Source organism: Vineibacter terrae (assembly GCF_008039615.1).
In the GTDB taxonomy this organism is placed as follows: Bacteria; Pseudomonadota; Alphaproteobacteria; order Reyranellales; family Reyranellaceae; genus Vineibacter; species Vineibacter terrae.
The window spans coordinates 59,154-75,298 of record NZ_VDUZ01000011.1; the positions used below are offsets into that span (position 1 = coordinate 59,154).

Here is a 16,145-nt window from a genome sequence, read left to right on the forward strand (position 1 = left end):
GCGGGCGGACCGGTTGTTCTGTTTCGGCGGATTGTCGTCTCGGGCGGGCCGCGAGTCACGTGCAAAGCGCGGCCGCCCGGCCTACGCCGCGTTGCCAGCCGCCCGCGCCCGGTCGACCCGCAGGCGCGGGTCGATCACGGCATAGGTGAGGTCGACGATCAGGTTAATGGTGACGAAGAAGAACGACACCATCACCAGATAGGCGGCCATCACCGGGATGTCGGCGAACTGGACCGACTGGATGAAGAGCTGGCCCATGCCCGGCCACTGGAACACCGTCTCGGTGATGATGGAGAAGGCGATCAGGCCACCGACCTGCAGGCCGATCACGGTGATCACCGGCAGCAGCGTGTTCTTGAGCGCGTGGCGGAAATGCACGGTGCGGTTGGTGAGCCCGCGGGCGCGCGCGAACTTGATGTAGTCGGTGCGCAGCACCTCCAGCATCTCCGATCGCACCAGCCGCAGCACCAGTGTCATCTGGAACAGCGCCAGGGTCACCGAGGGCAGGATGATGGCCTTGAGCCCGCCGCCGGTGAGCAGGCCCGAGCTCCACCAGCCGATCTGGACGGTGTCGCCGCGTCCGAACGAGGGCAGGCAGAGGCTGGTCGGCAGGCCCAGCCACGCCACCCAGCCCGTGCATTCGACCGAGAAGATGTAGATCAGCAGGATGCCGCTGACGAAGGTCGGCATGGCGACCCCGGCCAGCGAGAAGGTCATCACGGCGCGGGTGTCCCAGGTGTCGCGCCGCAGCGCCGTCAGCACCCCCAGCGGGAGGCCCAGCAGCAGGGCCAGCAGCGCGCCGCAGAACACCAGCTCCAGGGTCGCCGGCAGGCGCTCGACGATCAGCTGCTCGACCGGCCGTGCCATGCGGTAGCTCTTGCCGAAGTTGCCCACCGCGGCGTTGCCGAGGAAGCGCAGGAACTGCACCGGCACCGGGTCGTCGAGCCCGAGGGCGTGGCGCAGCTCGGCGCGCTCCTGCGGCGTCGCCTCCTGGCCGACCATGTTGTTGATCGGGTCGCCCACGAAGTTGAACAGCACGAAGCAGAGGAACGACACGGCCGTCATCACCGCCGCGGCCTGCAGCAGCCGGGAGACCAGGAACGACAGCATGTCAGGCGCTCCGGCGGCGTGCCGCGGGCGGAGGATGTGATGGGCTGCGCTCGCTCATCCCGTCCTCCGCCGCTTGCGTTGCCGGATCACTTCATCTTGGCGTAGCGGAAGTTCGGCGAATCGGTGGCGAAGATCGGCGTGTCGACCTTGTCGCTCATCGACCAGACGATCACCTGGTGGTGCAGCGGCAGGTAGATGCTGGAGTCGCGCGCGATCTTCCAGGCTTCGGCGATCTCGCCGTCGCGCTTCTCGATGTCGGTCTCCTGCGCCATCTTCCCGATCAGGCCGTCGAGCTTGGGATCGCTGTAGCCGGTGAAGTTCCAGGCACCGTTCTTCTTGCCGTCGTTGGTCTGGTACATGAACGAGAAGACATAGTGCGAATCGAGCGTCGGCACGCCCCAGCCCAGCAGGTAGAAGCTGCTGTCCTTCTTCTGCAGCTTCGGGAAGTGCAGCGTCTTGGACCGCGCCTGCAGGTCGATCTGGATGCCGATCTGCGCCAGCATCCCCACCACCGCCTGGCAGATCGCCTCGTCGTTGTTGTAGCGGTCGTTGGGGCAGTCGAGCGTCACCCTGAAGCCGTTGCCGTAGCCTGCCTCGGCCATCAGCTTCTTGGCCCCGGCCACGTCATAGGGCTGGCGTGCGTCCAGCTCCTTGGTCCAGCCGCTGACGCCCTTGGGCGTGATCAGGCCGGCCGGCGCCGAGAAGTTGCGCATCACCTTGGTCTTGATGGCGTTGATGTCGATCGCCTTGTACATCGCCTCGCGCACGCGCTTGTCGGCGAACGGGTTCTTGCCCTTCACGTCGCTGTATTTCAGCTCCGGCGAGCCGACGTCCAGGCCCAGGAAGATCGAGCGGATCTGCGCCGTCTCGAGCGTCTTCAGCCCCGGCGTCTGCTTGACGCGCGCCACGTCCTGCAGCTGCACGTCGAGCACGAAGTCGAGCTGGCCCGAGATCAGCGCCGCCACGCGCGTGGCCGGCTCCTTGATCGGGGTGTAGACCAGCTCGTCCGGGTAGTCCTTGAACTCGTCCTTGCCCCAGTAGGCGGGGTTCTTCACCAGCACGGTCTTGATGTCGGGATCGCGCTGCTTGACCATGAACGGCCCGGTGCCCATGGCGTTGCGCACCGCGAAGGTCTCCTCCTTGTCCTTGTAGCTCTGCGGCTTGGCGACGTTGTGCTTCTCGCACCACGCCTTGGACATGATGAAGATGTTGGTGAGCTGGTCGGGCAGGATCGGGTTCGGCCCGTCGGTGACCATGTGCACCGTCAGCGGATCGATCGCCTTGGCCTCCTTCACCGACGCCAGATAGGTCTTGAAGTCGGACGTCGGCGACAGCACGCGGTTGATGCTGAAGACCACGTCGTCGGCCGTGAACGGCGAGCCGTCGGAGAACGTCACGCCCGGTCGCAGCTTGAACTCCCACACCGTGGGCGCGATCGGCTTCCACGACAGCGCCAGGTTGGGGATCTTCTTCAGGCTGGGATCGCGCTGGATCAGCGGGTCGTAGATATGCTGCGCCATGGCCGAGGTCGGCCCTTCGTTCTGCGCATGTGGATCGAGTGTCAGCGCGTCGCCGACGCTGGCCCAGCGCAGCGTCTTGGCCGACAGAGGCGACGCCAGCGACAGCGCGACGGCGGTGGCGATAAGCAGGCGGGAGAGGCGCATGATGAACACCCCCTGTGTTCGTTGCGACGTCGATTAGGCGATGACGCGTGGCGCGGAGTCAACCGATGCGCGTCCGCGGCGCCGGTCCGGCGAGCGGCGGCTCGACTTGGCCCGCGCGGCGGGCGATGCTGGCGCCGGCCGTTGGGTGGACGGCAGGGGGAGCATGGGCATGCATCGCATGATCGGGATGGCATGGGCATTCATGGCCGCGACGTTCGCGACGGCGCTGGCGGCGCCTCCCGGCGCGCCCGCCGATTCGGCACGGGCCTTCTATGCCGCCTACGAGGCGCTGCGGCCGTCCGGCGTGCCCAACGCCGACCAGCGCGGCAAGCTGCGGTCCCATGTCTCGCCGGCCCTGGACGGGCTCTTGGCGGCAGCGGCCGCAGCCGAGGCGCGCCACGCCAGGCGCACCAGGAACGAGGTTCCGCCGCTGGTCGAAGGCGACCTGTTCACCTCGCTGTTCGAGGGCGCGACCCGCTTCACGGTGACGTCCTGCACCAACGACGACAAGGCGGCGGTCTGCCAGGTCGCGCTGAGCTACAAGGACGGGCGCTCGGAGACGGCCTGGCTGGACCGCGTGCACCTCGTGCCCGTGGCCGGACGCTGGGTGGTGGACGATATCGAGTATGCCGGCGGCTGGGATTTCGCGCGCCGCGGGCGCCTGAGCGACGTGCTCAAGGCCGTGGCGCGCGAGGCCGACCGCTAGGGGCCGGCATCACGTCTTCTTCGACTGGCCGATCCTGGGCTCGGTGCCGGCCAGCAGCCGGGCGATGTTCTGATGGTGCATGGCCCATACCAGCGCCACGGTGATCGTCACCACCACGGCCAGCGGCAGCGATGACAAGGCATGGCCCCAGGGCGGCGCGATCGCCAGCAGCCAGGCCAGCGCCGCCGTCAGCGCCAACCCCAGCAGCGCCGATAGCGAGGAGATGCGGAACAGCACCGCCAGCAGCAGCCATAGCAGGCAGGCGGCGATGCCCAGCGGCCAGGACCACGCCGCCAGGCAGCCCAGCGTCGTGGCGACGCCCTTGCCGCCCTTGAAGCGCAGCCACACCGGGAAGCAGTGGCCCAGCACGGCGCCCAGGCCGGCGGCCAGCGACGCCGGCTCACCGGCCATGGCGCCGGCTGCCAGGACCGCCACAGCGCCCTTGGCGGCGTCGGCGAGCAGGGTCGCGGCGGCGATGCCCTTGCGTCCTGTGCGCAGCACGTTGGTGGCGCCGATATTGCCGGAGCCGACCTGGCGGATGTCGCCGGCGCCGGCAAGGCGGGTGAAGATCAGTCCGAACGGGATCGAGCCCAGGACGTAGCCGAACGCCAGCGCGGCCAGCAGCCACGGCCACACGGCCGCGATGGCATAGGGAGAGGCGGGCATTGCCGGTCGGGTGCCGCGTCGCCGGCGGCTATTTCAGGGCCGCGGCCAGGAACGGCAGCATGCGCTCCCAGGCCAGGTTGGCGCATTTGATGTCGTAGGCCTCGCTGCGCTCGTTGGCGAACGCGTGCGCGGCGTCGTAGCGGTGGATATCGGGCTTGAGGCCGGCCTTCTTCATGGCCGCTTCCAGCGCATCGACCGCGGCGGGCGTGCACCAGTCGTCCTTGTTCGCGAAGTGGCCCTGGAACGGCCCGCGGATCTTCGCCGGGTCGGCGAATTCGGCGGGCGGGATGCCGTAGAAGCAGACGCCGGCATCGGCTTCCGGCACATGCACGCCGGCCGCCACGGTGAGCGCGCCGCCCATGCAGAACCCCATCACCGCCACCTTGCCGCCCAGACCCTTGAGGTGCTGCGCCGCGCCGCGGATGTCCTGGTGCGTGGCGCCGGGAAAGTCGAGGCCCTCCATCAGGTGATTGGCCTCGTCGGGCGTCGTGGTCACGCGCCCCTTGTACAGATCGGGCGCGATGGCGTTGTAGCCGGCGCGCGCGAAGCGGTCGGCCACACCCATGATCTGGTCGTTCAATCCCCACCATTCCTGGATCACGACGATCCCCGGCTTGCCGCGGCCCGCCTCGGCAAGATAGCCACGCACTGTGCCGCCGTCCGGCCGCTTGATGTCGATCATCGAGCCCATCGCTTCCCTCCGTCGTGTAGGCTGGTTCGTCGGCCAATGCTAGACGACGGCGCTGGTGGCGTCACCATGAGGCTGATCCGCCGTATCGGGACAACGTAGTCGTTGCCGGCGGGGCGCGGCGCGCCTATGTCAGGCCTGCCGCTGCCGGAGATCGCCATGTCCTACCGCTTCAAGCAGGTCGATGTTTTCACGGCCAAGCCCTTCGCCGGCAACCCGGTCGCGGTGATCCTCGACGCCGACGGGCTGGATGGCGACGCGATGCAGCGCATCGCCAACTGGACCAACCTGTCGGAAACCACCTTCGTGCTGAAGCCGCAGCAGGCCGGCGCCGACTACCGCGTGCGCATCTTCACACCGCGCCAGGAGCTGCCTTTCGCCGGCCACCCCACGCTCGGCACGGCGCATGCCGTGCTCGATGCCGGCGTGGCTGTGGCGCGCGAGGGGCGGCTGGTGCAGGAATGCAATGTCGGACTGGTGAACCTCGCGGCCAGCGGCGCGGGGGCGGAGCGCGTGCTGACGCTGGAGCTGCCGCCGGCGACCCCGCATGCGCTGGCGCCGGCCGATCTCGACGAGTTGTCCTCGGCGCTGGGGGCGCCGGTGGCGCCGGTGCCGGCGCCGTGCCTGATCGATGTCGGGCCACGCTGGATCGTGGCGCGGCTGCAGGATGCCGCCGCCGTGGCGGGGCTGCGGCCGGATCTCGCGCGCATGGTGGCGCTGGAGACGCGGCTGGGCGCCACCGGCGTCACCGTGTTCGGCCTCCATCCGTCCGGCGGGCCGGCCGCCATCGAGGTGCGCTCGTTCGCGCCCTCGAGCGGCGTCAACGAGGATCCGGTCTGCGGCAGCGGCAACGGCTGTGTTGCGGTGTTCGCGCGTGACGGCGGCCTGCTCGACGCCCTGGGCCGTCGCTACGTCGCCGCCCAGGGCGGCCAGGTGGGCCGGGCAGGCCGCGTCATGGTCGAGATCGACGGCCACGGCATCGTCCGCCTCGGCGGCCAGTGCGTGACCTGTGTCGATGGTGTGCTGAGTGTGTGATCACAAACGTCTAGGCAGGCCGGGACCGCTGATGTAAATTCAGCGGTCGGATGGTGGTCGGTGCGGCTGAGGCTGTGCTCCGCCTGGAGCAATGCGCCTCCGCTGGCGCGGAGGAGGGGTGCGCAGCGATGTTTGAGCGTTTGTCCCGGCAGCGTCCGGCCCGGGTCCGGGCGGCGCAGCGACCCGGCATGGCCGGGTGGGACCGCGCGTGCCCGGGATCGATGCCATGACCGGCCGCGCTGAAGACCTGCCGCCCGGCACATCGTTTCTCACGGTGCGCGGACGCCGCCACGGCCGTGTCATGGAATTGTTGGGGGCCGGCGGCCAGGGCGCCGTCTACACCGTCGACATCGACGGCTCGCGCTTTGCCCTGAAGTGGTATCACGACAGCATCGTCAAGGTTGACAAGACGCTGCGCGCGCGGCTGTCGCGCGCGATCGGCGTCGGGCCGCCCACCGACCGCTTCCTGTGGCCGATCGACCTGGTCGAGGTCGCCAACAGCGGCAGCTTCGGCTACGTGATGCCGTTGCGTCAGTCGGAATATGCCGGCATGCGCGGCCTGATCGCGCGGCCGCCCAACCGCCTGGAGCTGCCGCTGGCCAAGCGCGTGATGGTCTGCCACAGCGTGGCGCACAATTTCCTGGAGCTGCATGCGCGTGGCTTCTGCTACCAGGACATCAACTTCGGCAACATCTTCCTCAATCCCAACAGCGGCGATGTCGTCATCTGCGACAACGACAACGTCGATGTCGACGGCATGGACGCCTCGGTGTTCGGCACCCGCAAGTTCATGGCGCCGGAAGTGGTGATGCGCCGCGCGCTGCCCAGCACCAAGACCGACCTGTTCTCGATGGCGGTGCTGTTCTTCTACATCCTGCACGGCTGGCACCCGCTCGACGGCCGCCGCGAGGCCGAGATCCAGATCATGGATTCGTCGGCCGAGGTGCACCTGTACGGCAGCCATCCGGTGTTCCTGTTCGATCCCACCGACCCCGCCAACGGTCCGGTGCAGGGCTTCCACGAGCCGATCGTGGCGCGCTGGAACTCGCTGACGCCGGCGTTGCGCACGTTGCTCGTGCGCTCCTTCACGATCGGCCTGCGCCAGCCCGGCGAGCGCATCCTGGAGCCGGAATGGCGTGGCGCCTTCGCGCGCATGGTCGATGCCATCATCCCGTGCCGCGCCTGCGGCTTCGAGCAGTCGCTCCATCTGGAAGCCGGCGGCCAGTCCCTGGCGCCGCACGCCTGCGTCGCCTGCGGCGCGCCGCTGGTCAAGCCGCCGGTCCTGCTGTTCGGGCGCGACGTCGTGACGTTGGCGCCGGGCGGCCGCATCGCGCTGCGCCATCTCGATCCCGACCGGTCGCTGGATTTCACCAGCCATGGCGGCGTCATCGAGGCGCATCCCGAGCGGCCCAATATCTGGGGCTTGCGCAACCTGACCAACACGGCGTGGCGGGCGACCCTGCCCGATGCCGGCGCGGTGACCGTGGAGCCGGGCCGGGCCGTGCGCATCATGCACGGTGCCGTCATTGATTTCGGCCGTCGCACGGGGCGTCTTCTTGCCGTTGCCGCGGCGCCGGCCGCGCCGAGGCAACCGCAATGGCAGACACGATGATGGTCAACGGCACAGCGTGGTCGCTGGGCGGCGCCTCGGTGCGCGGCGCTGCGCATGTCCGGCGCGGCCAGCCCAACCAGGACGCCGTGGGCTGGGTACCGCCGGTCGCCGGCGCCGAGGTGACCGGCGCGTTCGCCGCCGCCGTTTCCGACGGGCATGGCGGCGCGGCCTACTACAGGTCGGAAGTCGGCGCGCGGCTGGCGGTCGAGGTCGCCAAGGCGGCCCTGGGCCGGTTCCTGGAGGCGCCGCTGCCGTCCGACGATGCCGGTCCGCTCGTGGCCGAGATCCTGGCGACGTGGCGGCAGGCGGTGATGCATGACCTGGCCGGCAATCCGGTCGAGAGCGACTGGGTCGAGTCGGAGCAGGAGAAGCTGCTGCCCTACGGCGCCACCCTCGCCGCCGTCGCCATCCGGCCGGACTGGCTGATGGCGCTGCAGATCGGCGACGGCGATATGCTGTTCGGCTATCCGGACGGCCGGGTCGAGCGGCCGCTGCCCAACGACGAGGGGCTGTTCGGCGAGCAGACCTATTCGCTGTGCCTGGACAACGCCGCCGAGCGCTTTCGCGTGCGCACCCGGCGGCGGATCGAGGGCCAGCCCTGGCCCGATTTCGTCATGCTGTCGACCGACGGCGTCTCGAAATCCTTCGCCGACGAGAGGACCTTTCTGTCGATCGCGCGTGACTATCGCACGTCGGTGCGCAAGATAGGTCTGCGCGGCGTGCTCGACCAGCTTGAGAAATGGCTGAGCGACGTCTCGCACCGGGGCAGCGGCGACGATGTGACCTTGTGCCTGGCGGTCGGCGCGCCGTCAGCGGCCCCCGCCGCTGCGGCGCCAGCCGAGGAGCGGGCGCCGGAGACATCCGTGTGAGGCTGGGGCCGCACGGGAGGCCGCGCGGCGTCGACCGCCGGCTGGCGACAAGCGCTGGTCGCAAGACCACGGGGAGATGAGGGTACAGAATGGCCAACCAAATGCCGCCGGTCCCGCGGGATCACGACGAGGCGTCGTTCTCCGAAATCGTGCCGATCCGGTCGGGCAAGATCAGCCTGTTCAAGAGCCCGCTGTTCATCTTCGGGATCGTGACGGCGATCGCGACCGTGCTGCTGTTCGGCCTGATGCAGGGCCTGATGAACGCGCCGACGCCGCAGGAGCGCTACGGCGTGTTCCGGTCGCTGACCATGGTGATCACGGCCTACCTGCTGCTGCTCACCCTGTTCGCGATCTTCCTGTACTCCCGCACCGATCGCAAGATCTGGTACTTCGCGTTTCCCGTCGTGGTGATCTGCATCCTGCTGACGCCGCCGTTCCTGCGCCTGTTCTTCTTCGTCTTCCGCGAGATGCTGCCGGGCGGCTCCAACCTCACCGGCTCGCCGATCTTCTTCAACGCCTTCATCGGCATGTTCTTCGGCGCCGGGCTGATGGAAGAGCTGATGAAGGCGGTCGCCGTGCTGTTCGGCGCCTCGCTGACGATCTTCGCCGCGCGCATGCGCTCGGTCGTGCCGGGGACGCTCTACGACCTGCTGCGCGTGCGCGGTCCGCTCGACGGCATCCTGATGGGCGTCGCCGCCGGCGCCGGCTTCATCTTCATCGAGACCTGGGACCAGTACGTCCCCAACATCGTGGCCCAGGTCTTCAAGGCCACGAAGGGCAACGACCTGGGCGCGTTCGGGCTCGGCCTGATGCTGCTCTTCCCGCGCGTCATCAACGGGCTGGCCGGCCACATGGCCTATGCCGGCATCTTCGGCTACTTCATCGGGCTGGCCGTCGTGCGCCCCCGCAAGGCGCCGATGCTGCTGCTGATCGGCTGGCTGACCGCCGCGATCCTGCACGCGCTGTGGAACTCGGTCGGCACCATCTGGGGCGGGCTCAGCTATGTCGTGGCGGCGGCCACCGTCATCGTGCTGGTGGCCTGCCTGCTGAAGGCGCGCCAGCTCGAGGCCAGCATCTTCGGCCGCAGCGTCGAGACCTCAGGCTCGATCATCGTCGGCATGCCCGGCTCCGGCCAGGTGCCGGGAATGGCGCCGGCGCCGCAATGGGGTGGCCAGGCCGCGCCGCCGTCGCCGCCGCAATGGGGCGCCGCCGCGCCGCGGCCGGCCCAGTGGGGGGCGCCGGCCGGCGGCTTCCCGGGCGCGCCGCCGCCGGGCGGGTTCCCCGGCGCCATGCCGGGCGGTGCGCCGGGCGCCTATCCGGGCGCGCCGCCGCAGCAGCCCTACCCCTATCCGGCGTCGCAGGCGGCGACCACGCCGATGCAGCCTACCATGCCGGTCCAGGCCGCGCTGGCGCTGCACGTGGCCGGTGCCAACGTGCCGCTGACGCCCGGCGCGCGCATCGATCTCTCCATGATCCCGGCGCTGGGCGAGCGCGGCCGCGGCCTGGTCGGCGAGGTCTCGGTGCATCCGCGCAACCCCGGTGTCATCGGATTGAAGAACCTCGGCAACGCGACGTGGTATGCTCGGCTGCGCGACGGATCGGTCCAGCCGGTCGAGCCGCAGCGCAATGTGCGCCTGGCGGGCGGGATCAGCATTGACTTCGGCGGCGGCATCCAGGGCGCCGTCGTCGGCTGAGCGAAGGTGGCGGGGCAGTCATGGCAGCGGAACTTCCGAGTCTCAGCACGACGCGCATGGCGCGGCGCCAGCTTCATGTGATCCTGGCGCTCGACTGCTCCGGCTCCATGACCGGCGACAAGATCGCGTCGCTGAACTACGCCATGCGCGCCGCCATCCCGGAGATGCGCGCCGCGGCTGACGACAATCCGGAAACCGACGTGCTGATCCGCGTGCTGCGCTTCTCGTCGCGCGCCGAATGGCACCTCGCGGTGCCGACGCCGGTGGCCCAGTTCGAATGGCAGGATGTCGCCGCCGGCGGCGAGACCAGCATGGGCGAGGCCTTGGCCATGATTGCCGATGTCATGGGGCCGGAGCGCATGCCCGGACGCCAGCTGCCGCCGGTGCTGGTGCTGGTCTCGGACGGCCAGCCTTCGGACGATTTCGAGATCGGGCTGAAGCGGCTGTTCGATTCGCCCTATGGCAGCCGCGCGCTGCGGGTGGCGATCGCAATCGGCAGCGACGCCGACTACGAAGTCCTCGAGCGCTTCATTGCGCACCCTGAGTTCAAGCCGTTGCGGGCCAACAACGCGCAAGATTTGGTGAATCGCATCAAATGGGCGACCACGGCGCCTGTGAAGTCGGTGTCATCGCCCAGCAATGCCCCCGATCCGGTGACCCAGCTCGCGCTCGATGCCGACCGTCAGCGGCGGTCGAGCGACATGGTGTGGTGACCGGGTCGGATGCCGTGCGCGGCAGCGCGATCCAACGGGGGAGAGCGTGATGTTTCCTGACGACGACCGCGTCGTGGCGTTGTTTGCCGAGGCGCGGCGCAAGTTCGGCGACGACATCCTGCGCGACCCCCGCCGCAGCGTGCCGCTGCTGGCCGACCAGGCGCCTGAGCTGCGCGACACCATCAAGGCCGTGGCCGATGCGATCGGTGTCGGGGCGGCGCAGCGTCTGCGCGTTGCCGGCGACCAGGGGGCGGAGTTTCACCGCCTGGCGGCGGAGGTCGCGGGCCGCGCCGGCGTGGCGTTGCCGGATGCGATGGCCGGTGTGCGTATCGCGGCCCGGCTTGGGGGTGCCCCCGCCGGACCGGCTGCAGCGGCGGCGCCGCAGGAGCGCAGCTGGGTAGGGGGCTCGACGGTGGCCGGTGGGCCGGCCCCCGGCGGGCAAGGCTACGGCGCACCCGGCCAAGGAGCGCCGGGCTATGGGGCGCCGGGCTATGGCGCCGGCGCCACGCCGCAGGAGTTCATGAAGGGCAAGTGGGGCGTCGCGGCCCTGGTCGGCGTCGGCATCCTGGTCGTGGTCGGCCTCTCGACCGGCAACGAAAAGCCGGCGCCGCAGCAGCCTCAGGCGCCGCAAGCCCCGCAGGCCCCTCAAGGCGGCGACCCGCCGCCCGGCCGCCCGCCGCAGGGCGGGCCGCCACCGGGCGGGCGGGCGCCGCCGCAATCGGCCGGACTGCCCATCATCGTGCCGCCGGGCGGCAACCAGCAGGTGCCGGCCATCGGGGTGCGCGAGTCGCAGCAGGCCTATGTGCTCGAGTTCGGCGCCTCGGCCGGCAACCAGATCTATCGCGTCATCGTTGGCGTCTCGAAGCAGGGATGGGGGGCCGGGTTCGTGGCCGTCGCCAGCCAGGGCGCCAACGAGCCCGAGAGCGTCTCGAAGGCGAGCCCGTTCCAGCTCACCAACCAGAACAACAACGCCATCCGCGTGCTGCAGCCGCAATGGGAGCGCGATGGCCTCAACATCGGCGCGATGTGCGTGGCCTTCGTGCAGTCCGGCGCTCGCGATGTGCAGCTGCGCGGCAGCAATGTCTGTGTGCTGGCAGACAACTGCAACCAGATGATCGGCTGCGGAATGGTGCAATGAACCGTTGCCACGCAGGGGCATGGTGCGGAATATGTTCGTGATTTAGGCTCAACCTCCGTACGGCTGGACCTCGCCGAGGTCAGAGGGGTAGATGGCGGCTGACAGTTACGATGCGCTCGCGAAGGTTCTGCGCGAGCTGCCGGACAGATTCGGCGCGGCGGTGTTCTCAGATCGGCGGCGTGTCGTGTCGGTTCTGTCCGACCGGGTTCCCGAGGCACGGCGCGAGATCAAGGTCCTGGGCAGCGCCATCGACGACGGCGTGTTCGACGCCCTGTCCAACGCGCGGCCCGAGCAGATCGGCCTCGAGATCGACCGGCTGGCGGCCCGTATCGAGACCAATCTGGGCATCCGCAGCGACATCGCCCTGCCGGTTGTGCGCGCCTGTGCCCACGGCCTGGGGCGTGGGCCGCTGCCGTCAGAGTACGGCATGGTCGCTCCGGTCCAGCCGGTATCGATGCCACGCCAGCCGGACGGCTCCTGGGTGGGCGGCTCGGCGCCGGCGGGTGGGATGCCGCAAGCCGGCATGTATCCCGGTGGCACGCCATCGGCGCCCATTCCCCGCCAGCCGGACGGCTCCTGGGTGGGCGTGTCGACGCCGGTCGGGGCGCCACCGCAATACGGCGCGCCGCCGCCCCAATATCCGCCGCAGGGCTGGCCGTCGTCAGGGCCGGGAATGGCGCCGCCGCCGGGCGCGATGTATCCGGGCGCGCCGGTGGCGCCGGCCAAGAGCGGCGGCTGGGTGAAAGGGCTGCTGATCGGGATCGGGGCCATCGTCGGTACCCTGGTCGTGCTGTACATCATCGGTTCGATGATGGAGCCGTCGCCACCGCCGCCGGATCCGAAACCCCCGACAAAGCCGACGGGGCCAGGGACCACCACGCCGAAGACGGGACCGACCGGGCCAACGGGACCGACCGGGCCGACTGGCCCCGGGACCACCTCGCCAAAGACGGCCCAACCGGGCACCGATCCCGTCACCAAGCCGGAGCGTGAGCCGACGACGCCACCATCGGGTCCGACCACCACGACGCCGCAGCAGCCGCCATCGTCGCCGCCATCATCACCGCCGTCGGGCTCATACGCCGAGGAGAGCGTCGATTTCGGCGTGGCGCCGCAGCGCACGTTGCAAAGCAATATCGGCAGCCCGACCCCGACCTCGATGCCGCCGGGCATCGGCCGCATCCTGTCGACCCAGGCGCTCGAGAACGAGATCCGCAAGGGCACGGACTTCCTGCTGGTCGACGTGCTGGAAAACCCGCATCCGCGCACCCTGGTCAAGGCGCGCTACATCCCGTACGGCGGCCGCGGCGGCAGCTTCACCGACCTGGCGCAGCAGCAACTCGCCAGCGAGCTGGCCAGCCTGACCAACAACCGGACCAACTATCCGATCGTGTTCTTTTGCGCCGGCGTGCGCTGCTGGGAGTCCTACAACGCCGTGCTGCGGGCCTACGAAGCCGGCTACCGCAATCTCTACTGGTATCGCGGCGGCATCGCGGCCTGGACCGCCGCCGGCCTGCAGACGCAGCCGCTGGGTAGCCGCTGACGTCACGAAAAAGCCCCCGAGGGAGACCCTCGGGGGCTGTCGCAAATGCCGGGCCAGCCGGCGATCGCTACTTCTCTTCGGTGGCCGGCGCGGCCGGGGCCTCGCCGTCGGCCGGCGCTTCGGACTTGTTGTCCAGCAACGTCGCCGCCTGCTGCTCGGCCGCCTGGGCCGCGGCGGCGAGTTCCTGCGCCCGACGCTCGGTCTCGGCCACCAGCGTGCCGCCGCCGGACAGGAACTCGGCTTCCTCGGCCGAGCGCGCCACCAGCACGGCGACGTTCACCACCACCTCGGGGTGGAGGTGGATCTCGACGAGGTGCCTGCCCAGCGTCTTGATCGGCTTGGGCAGCTCGACCTGCCGGCGCTCGATCTTGGTGCCGGCGGCGATCACGGCCTCGGCGACGTCGCGCGCCGATACCGACCCGTACAGATGCAGGCTTTCCGATGCCTGGCGGATCAGGGTCACGGAGAAGTCCTTCATCTTCTCGGCGACCGCTTCGGCCTCCTGCTTGCGCTGCAGGTTGGTGGCCTCAAGCTCCTTGCGCTTGCCCTCGAAGAGCTTCTTGTTCGCCTCGGTGGCGCGCAGGGCCTTCTTCTGCGGCAGCAGGAAATTGCGTGCGAAGCCCGGCTTCACCTTCACCACGTCGCCCATCTGGCCGACATGCATGACGCGCTCGAGCAGGATCACTTCCATGTTGGCCATGGTCCGGTCCTCCGCTCAGCGCAGCACGTAGGGCAGCAGGCCCAGGAAGCGGGCGCGCTTGATGGCATTGGCCAGCTCGCGCTGCTTCTTGGTCGAGACTGCCGAGATGCGGCTGGGCACGATCTTGCCGCGCTCGGAGATGAAACGCCCGAGCAGGCGGATGTCCTTGTAGTCGATCTTCGGCGCGTTCGGGCCCGAGAACGGGCACGACTTGCGGCGCCGCACGAACGGCCGGCGCGGGCCGCCACCACCCATGCTCATGCTGACTCTCCTGCTTCGGCTTCGGCCCCGGGGGCAGGCGCTGCAGCGTCGCGCGCGAAGCGCGGCCGCTCGCCCCGTGGCTCACGGTCGCCGCGCGGCTCGCGGTCGCCCCGGCGCCGGTCACCGCGGTCGCCGCGCTCCTCGCGGTCGCTCTTGCGCATCATGGCCGAGGGCCCGGCCTCGAGCTCCTCGACGCGCACGGTGAGGTAGCGCAGGATGTCTTCGTTGATCGACATCGTGCGCTCCATCTCCTTCACCGCGTCCGCCGGCGAGTCGATGTTCATGAGCATGTAGTGGGCCTTGCGGTTCTTCTTCATCCGGAAGGCAAGCTGGCGCAGGCCCCAGTACTCCTTCTTCGGCACTTGGCCGCCCATGGTGGCGATCAGGTCCGAGAACTGGGTGCCGAGCGCCTCCACCTGTGTCTGCGCCACGTCCTGGCGCACGACAAACACGGTTTCATACAGAGGCATGATGCTCCTTATGGCTCATGGTGACCCGGAGTCCGCCGGCCGTCATGGCCGGCCGTCGACCGGCCGGGTCGAGCCGGTCCCGGCGTCCGACGCGCGGACAGTGGAACCGGCAAGGAGCCGCCGGGGCTTTGGTCCCTGGCGGAAGCCGGGGGTTATACAGGTTTTCCCGGGGCAGGCAACCATCCTGGCCGCCGGCGCGGGAGGGCTCGGCGGAGCGCCGTTCGGTCCGAAGCGGTGTCGATCCGGCAGCCGGAGAACGTCATTTTAGCCGATTTTGCTGATATGGCAGTTTAAGATCGATCGGTGAAGGAGACGTAAAAAGAGGCGGTAGTGTTTTGCTTTAGAAAGATAAATTAGATGGACGTCATGCTGGACTCGCTGGCGCCCCTGGTGGTCGATGCGAGTGCTGCCCTCTCTCACGCGTTCTGGGGTCTGCTTACCCCGGCTGCCGTGTTCGGCAGCCTTGCGGCGCTGGTGAAGGGGCGCCGCGTATTCGCGGGCATTTGGCAAGTCCTTTCAGAAACACGGGTCAATCTCTTGATCGCATGCTTCAACGCGGTCCTGATGGCGCCCCTGTTCTCATTGCTCTTCGTCTGGATGAACGCGCGGCTCCAGGACAATGCCCTGTATCGGCTGAGCTCTTCCGTCTGGGACGGGATGCCCATCGCCCTGGTTGTCCTGGCCGCGATCTTCGCCGGCGATTTCGCCGGCTACTGGAGGCATCGGCTGGAGCACACGCGGCTGCTGTGGCCAGCGCATGCCGTCCATCACTCGGACACCCGAATGACGTGGCTGACCCTGGAGCGCTTTCACCCCATCAACTCGTTTACAACATTGATGCTCGACAACACGTTCCTGTTGCTGCTCGGTTTTCCGCCTTATGCCCTGGTGGCCAACAATCTCGTGCGCCACTACTATGGCTATCTCATCCACGCCGATCTGCCCTGGACCTACGGAAAGCTGGGTGCGGTGCTCGTGTCGCCGGCGATGCATCGATGGCATCATGCCGATGATGCAGATGCCTTCAACACGAACTACGCCACCGTCTTTTCCGTATTCGACAGGTGGTTCGGCACGTTGCGGGTCCCCGGACCATGCCTCGCGGCGCTCGGCGTCAAGGCCGACATGGGGCCGGGGGCGGTCGGGCAGTTGACCTATCCGCTGAGGCCGTCCTTGTATCGGCATTCAGCCGGGCAGATCATCCGCAGGGTCCGTCGGGCATGCAAGCTCCCGGTCTGAGCGCCTTATGCTGGCCTGGGACGGATATCGCCGATCC

16 protein-coding genes are annotated in these 16,145 nt (G+C 69.1%); 9 read left to right on the forward strand and 7 right to left on the reverse strand.

The annotated features are described in order from the left end of the window. Nucleotides 1-81: 81 nt before the first annotated feature. Both FHP25_RS11870 and FHP25_RS11875 read right to left on the reverse strand, forming a co-directional pair. Complete coding sequence (locus FHP25_RS11870; RefSeq protein ID WP_147847146.1) at nt 82-1,110, reverse strand: ABC transporter permease; 1,029 nt, start codon at nt 1,108-1,110, stop codon at nt 82-84. An 86-nt stretch (nt 1,111-1,196) separates the two neighbouring features. After that, on the reverse strand, nt 1,197-2,774 hold the full coding sequence (locus FHP25_RS11875; RefSeq protein WP_147847147.1) for an ABC transporter substrate-binding protein: 1,578 nt from the start codon (nt 2,772-2,774) through the stop codon (nt 1,197-1,199). A 169-nt stretch (nt 2,775-2,943) separates the two neighbouring features. Here FHP25_RS11875 and FHP25_RS11880 point away from each other — a divergent pair, with 169 nt between their 5' ends. After that, nucleotides 2,944-3,480, forward strand: coding sequence for a DUF3828 domain-containing protein (locus tag FHP25_RS11880; protein WP_147847148.1), 537 nt, complete (start codon nt 2,944-2,946; stop codon nt 3,478-3,480). A 9-nt stretch (nt 3,481-3,489) separates the two neighbouring features. Here FHP25_RS11880 and plsY read toward each other — a convergent pair whose 3' ends face one another. Beyond that, nucleotides 3,490-4,146: a glycerol-3-phosphate 1-O-acyltransferase PlsY gene (gene plsY / locus FHP25_RS11885; RefSeq protein ID WP_147847149.1), complete on the reverse strand. Its 657-nt coding sequence runs from the start codon at nt 4,144-4,146 to the stop codon at nt 3,490-3,492. Nucleotides 4,147-4,174: 28 nt separating this feature from the next. Next, entirely contained in the window at nt 4,175-4,837 is a 663-nt protein-coding gene (locus tag FHP25_RS11890; RefSeq protein WP_147847150.1) for a dienelactone hydrolase family protein, read from the reverse strand. Nucleotides 4,838-4,993: 156 nt separating this feature from the next. On the opposite strand from FHP25_RS11890, the gene FHP25_RS11895 reads away from it, so the two are divergent. The 7 genes from FHP25_RS11895 (at nt 4,994) to FHP25_RS11920 (ending at nt 13,438) form a co-directional block, all read left to right on the forward strand. Further along, nucleotides 4,994-5,869 (forward strand): PhzF family phenazine biosynthesis protein, encoded by an 876-nt coding sequence (locus FHP25_RS11895; protein WP_147847257.1) that lies wholly within the window; start codon nt 4,994-4,996, stop codon nt 5,867-5,869. A 226-nt stretch (nt 5,870-6,095) separates the two neighbouring features. Further along, on the forward strand, nt 6,096-7,481 hold the full coding sequence (locus FHP25_RS11900) for a serine/threonine protein kinase (RefSeq protein ID WP_147847151.1): 1,386 nt from the start codon (nt 6,096-6,098) through the stop codon (nt 7,479-7,481). Further along, the gene (locus FHP25_RS11905; RefSeq protein WP_147847152.1) at nt 7,466-8,350 is read left to right on the forward strand and encodes a PP2C family serine/threonine-protein phosphatase; all 885 of its coding nucleotides are present in this window, start codon (nt 7,466-7,468) and stop codon (nt 8,348-8,350) included. The genes FHP25_RS11900 and FHP25_RS11905 overlap by 16 nt, the downstream gene beginning before the upstream one ends. A gap of 89 nt (nt 8,351-8,439) precedes the next feature. Then, nucleotides 8,440-10,044 carry a PrsW family intramembrane metalloprotease gene (locus FHP25_RS11910; RefSeq protein ID WP_147847153.1) on the forward strand — a complete coding sequence of 535 codons (1,605 nt, stop codon included), beginning with the start codon at nt 8,440-8,442 and terminating at the stop codon, nt 10,042-10,044. 20 nt (nt 10,045-10,064) lie between these two features. Next, nucleotides 10,065-10,757 carry a vWA domain-containing protein gene (locus FHP25_RS11915; protein WP_218578339.1) on the forward strand — a complete coding sequence of 231 codons (693 nt, stop codon included), beginning with the start codon at nt 10,065-10,067 and terminating at the stop codon, nt 10,755-10,757. A gap of 49 nt (nt 10,758-10,806) precedes the next feature. After that, nucleotides 10,807-11,895 carry a hypothetical protein gene (locus FHP25_RS40755; protein ID WP_178133472.1) on the forward strand — a complete coding sequence of 363 codons (1,089 nt, stop codon included), beginning with the start codon at nt 10,807-10,809 and terminating at the stop codon, nt 11,893-11,895. 91 nt (nt 11,896-11,986) lie between these two features. Continuing rightward, nucleotides 11,987-13,438, forward strand: coding sequence for a rhodanese-like domain-containing protein (locus FHP25_RS11920; RefSeq protein ID WP_147847154.1), 1,452 nt, complete (start codon nt 11,987-11,989; stop codon nt 13,436-13,438). A 67-nt stretch (nt 13,439-13,505) separates the two neighbouring features. Here FHP25_RS11920 and rplI read toward each other — a convergent pair whose 3' ends face one another. From rplI to rpsF, 3 genes are read right to left on the reverse strand one after another with little or no spacing between them, the layout of a single operon-like run. Further along, on the reverse strand, nt 13,506-14,129 hold the full coding sequence (gene rplI, locus FHP25_RS11925; protein WP_147847259.1) for a 50S ribosomal protein L9: 624 nt from the start codon (nt 14,127-14,129) through the stop codon (nt 13,506-13,508). A gap of 24 nt (nt 14,130-14,153) precedes the next feature. After that, nucleotides 14,154-14,393 (reverse strand): 30S ribosomal protein S18, encoded by a 240-nt coding sequence (rpsR, locus tag FHP25_RS11930; protein WP_408068523.1) that lies wholly within the window; start codon nt 14,391-14,393, stop codon nt 14,154-14,156. A 2-nt stretch (nt 14,394-14,395) separates the two neighbouring features. Beyond that, nucleotides 14,396-14,869, reverse strand: a complete 474-nt coding sequence (rpsF, locus tag FHP25_RS11935) for a 30S ribosomal protein S6 (RefSeq protein WP_147847155.1) — start codon at nt 14,867-14,869, stop codon at nt 14,396-14,398. Between the two features lie 357 nt (nt 14,870-15,226). Between rpsF and FHP25_RS11940 the strand changes: the two genes are divergently transcribed. Continuing rightward, a complete protein-coding gene (locus FHP25_RS11940; RefSeq protein WP_147847156.1) occupies nt 15,227-16,108 on the forward strand; it encodes a sterol desaturase family protein in 882 nt (293 codons plus the stop codon). Nucleotides 16,109-16,145: the final 37 nt, after the last annotated feature.

What these genes read in the sequence shown, in the direction of transcription:
- FHP25_RS11870 (WP_147847146.1), bottom strand. Translation starts at nt 1,110, where the DNA reads ATGCTGTCGTTCCTGGTCTCCCGGCTGCTGCAGGCCGCGGCGGTGATG.
- FHP25_RS11875 (WP_147847147.1), bottom strand. Translation starts at nt 2,774, where the DNA reads ATGCGCCTCTCCCGCCTGCTTATCGCCACCGCCGTCGCGCTGTCGCTG.
- FHP25_RS11880 (WP_147847148.1), top strand. Translation starts at nt 2,944, where the DNA reads ATGCATCGCATGATCGGGATGGCATGGGCATTCATGGCCGCGACGTTC.
- plsY (WP_147847149.1), bottom strand. Translation starts at nt 4,146, where the DNA reads ATGCCCGCCTCTCCCTATGCCATCGCGGCCGTGTGGCCGTGGCTGCTG.
- FHP25_RS11890 (WP_147847150.1), bottom strand. Translation starts at nt 4,837, where the DNA reads ATGGGCTCGATGATCGACATCAAGCGGCCGGACGGCGGCACAGTGCGT.
- FHP25_RS11895 (WP_147847257.1), top strand. Translation starts at nt 4,994, where the DNA reads ATGTCCTACCGCTTCAAGCAGGTCGATGTTTTCACGGCCAAGCCCTTC.
- FHP25_RS11900 (WP_147847151.1), top strand. Translation starts at nt 6,096, where the DNA reads ATGACCGGCCGCGCTGAAGACCTGCCGCCCGGCACATCGTTTCTCACG.
- FHP25_RS11905 (WP_147847152.1), top strand. Translation starts at nt 7,466, where the DNA reads ATGGCAGACACGATGATGGTCAACGGCACAGCGTGGTCGCTGGGCGGC.
- FHP25_RS11910 (WP_147847153.1), top strand. Translation starts at nt 8,440, where the DNA reads ATGGCCAACCAAATGCCGCCGGTCCCGCGGGATCACGACGAGGCGTCG.
- FHP25_RS11915 (WP_218578339.1), top strand. Translation starts at nt 10,065, where the DNA reads ATGGCAGCGGAACTTCCGAGTCTCAGCACGACGCGCATGGCGCGGCGC.
- FHP25_RS40755 (WP_178133472.1), top strand. Translation starts at nt 10,807, where the DNA reads ATGTTTCCTGACGACGACCGCGTCGTGGCGTTGTTTGCCGAGGCGCGG.
- FHP25_RS11920 (WP_147847154.1), top strand. Translation starts at nt 11,987, where the DNA reads ATGGCGGCTGACAGTTACGATGCGCTCGCGAAGGTTCTGCGCGAGCTG.
- rplI (WP_147847259.1), bottom strand. Translation starts at nt 14,129, where the DNA reads ATGGAAGTGATCCTGCTCGAGCGCGTCATGCATGTCGGCCAGATGGGC.
- rpsR (WP_408068523.1), bottom strand. Translation starts at nt 14,393, where the DNA reads ATGGGTGGTGGCGGCCCGCGCCGGCCGTTCGTGCGGCGCCGCAAGTCG.
- rpsF (WP_147847155.1), bottom strand. Translation starts at nt 14,869, where the DNA reads ATGCCTCTGTATGAAACCGTGTTTGTCGTGCGCCAGGACGTGGCGCAG.
- FHP25_RS11940 (WP_147847156.1), top strand. Translation starts at nt 15,227, where the DNA reads ATGGACGTCATGCTGGACTCGCTGGCGCCCCTGGTGGTCGATGCGAGT.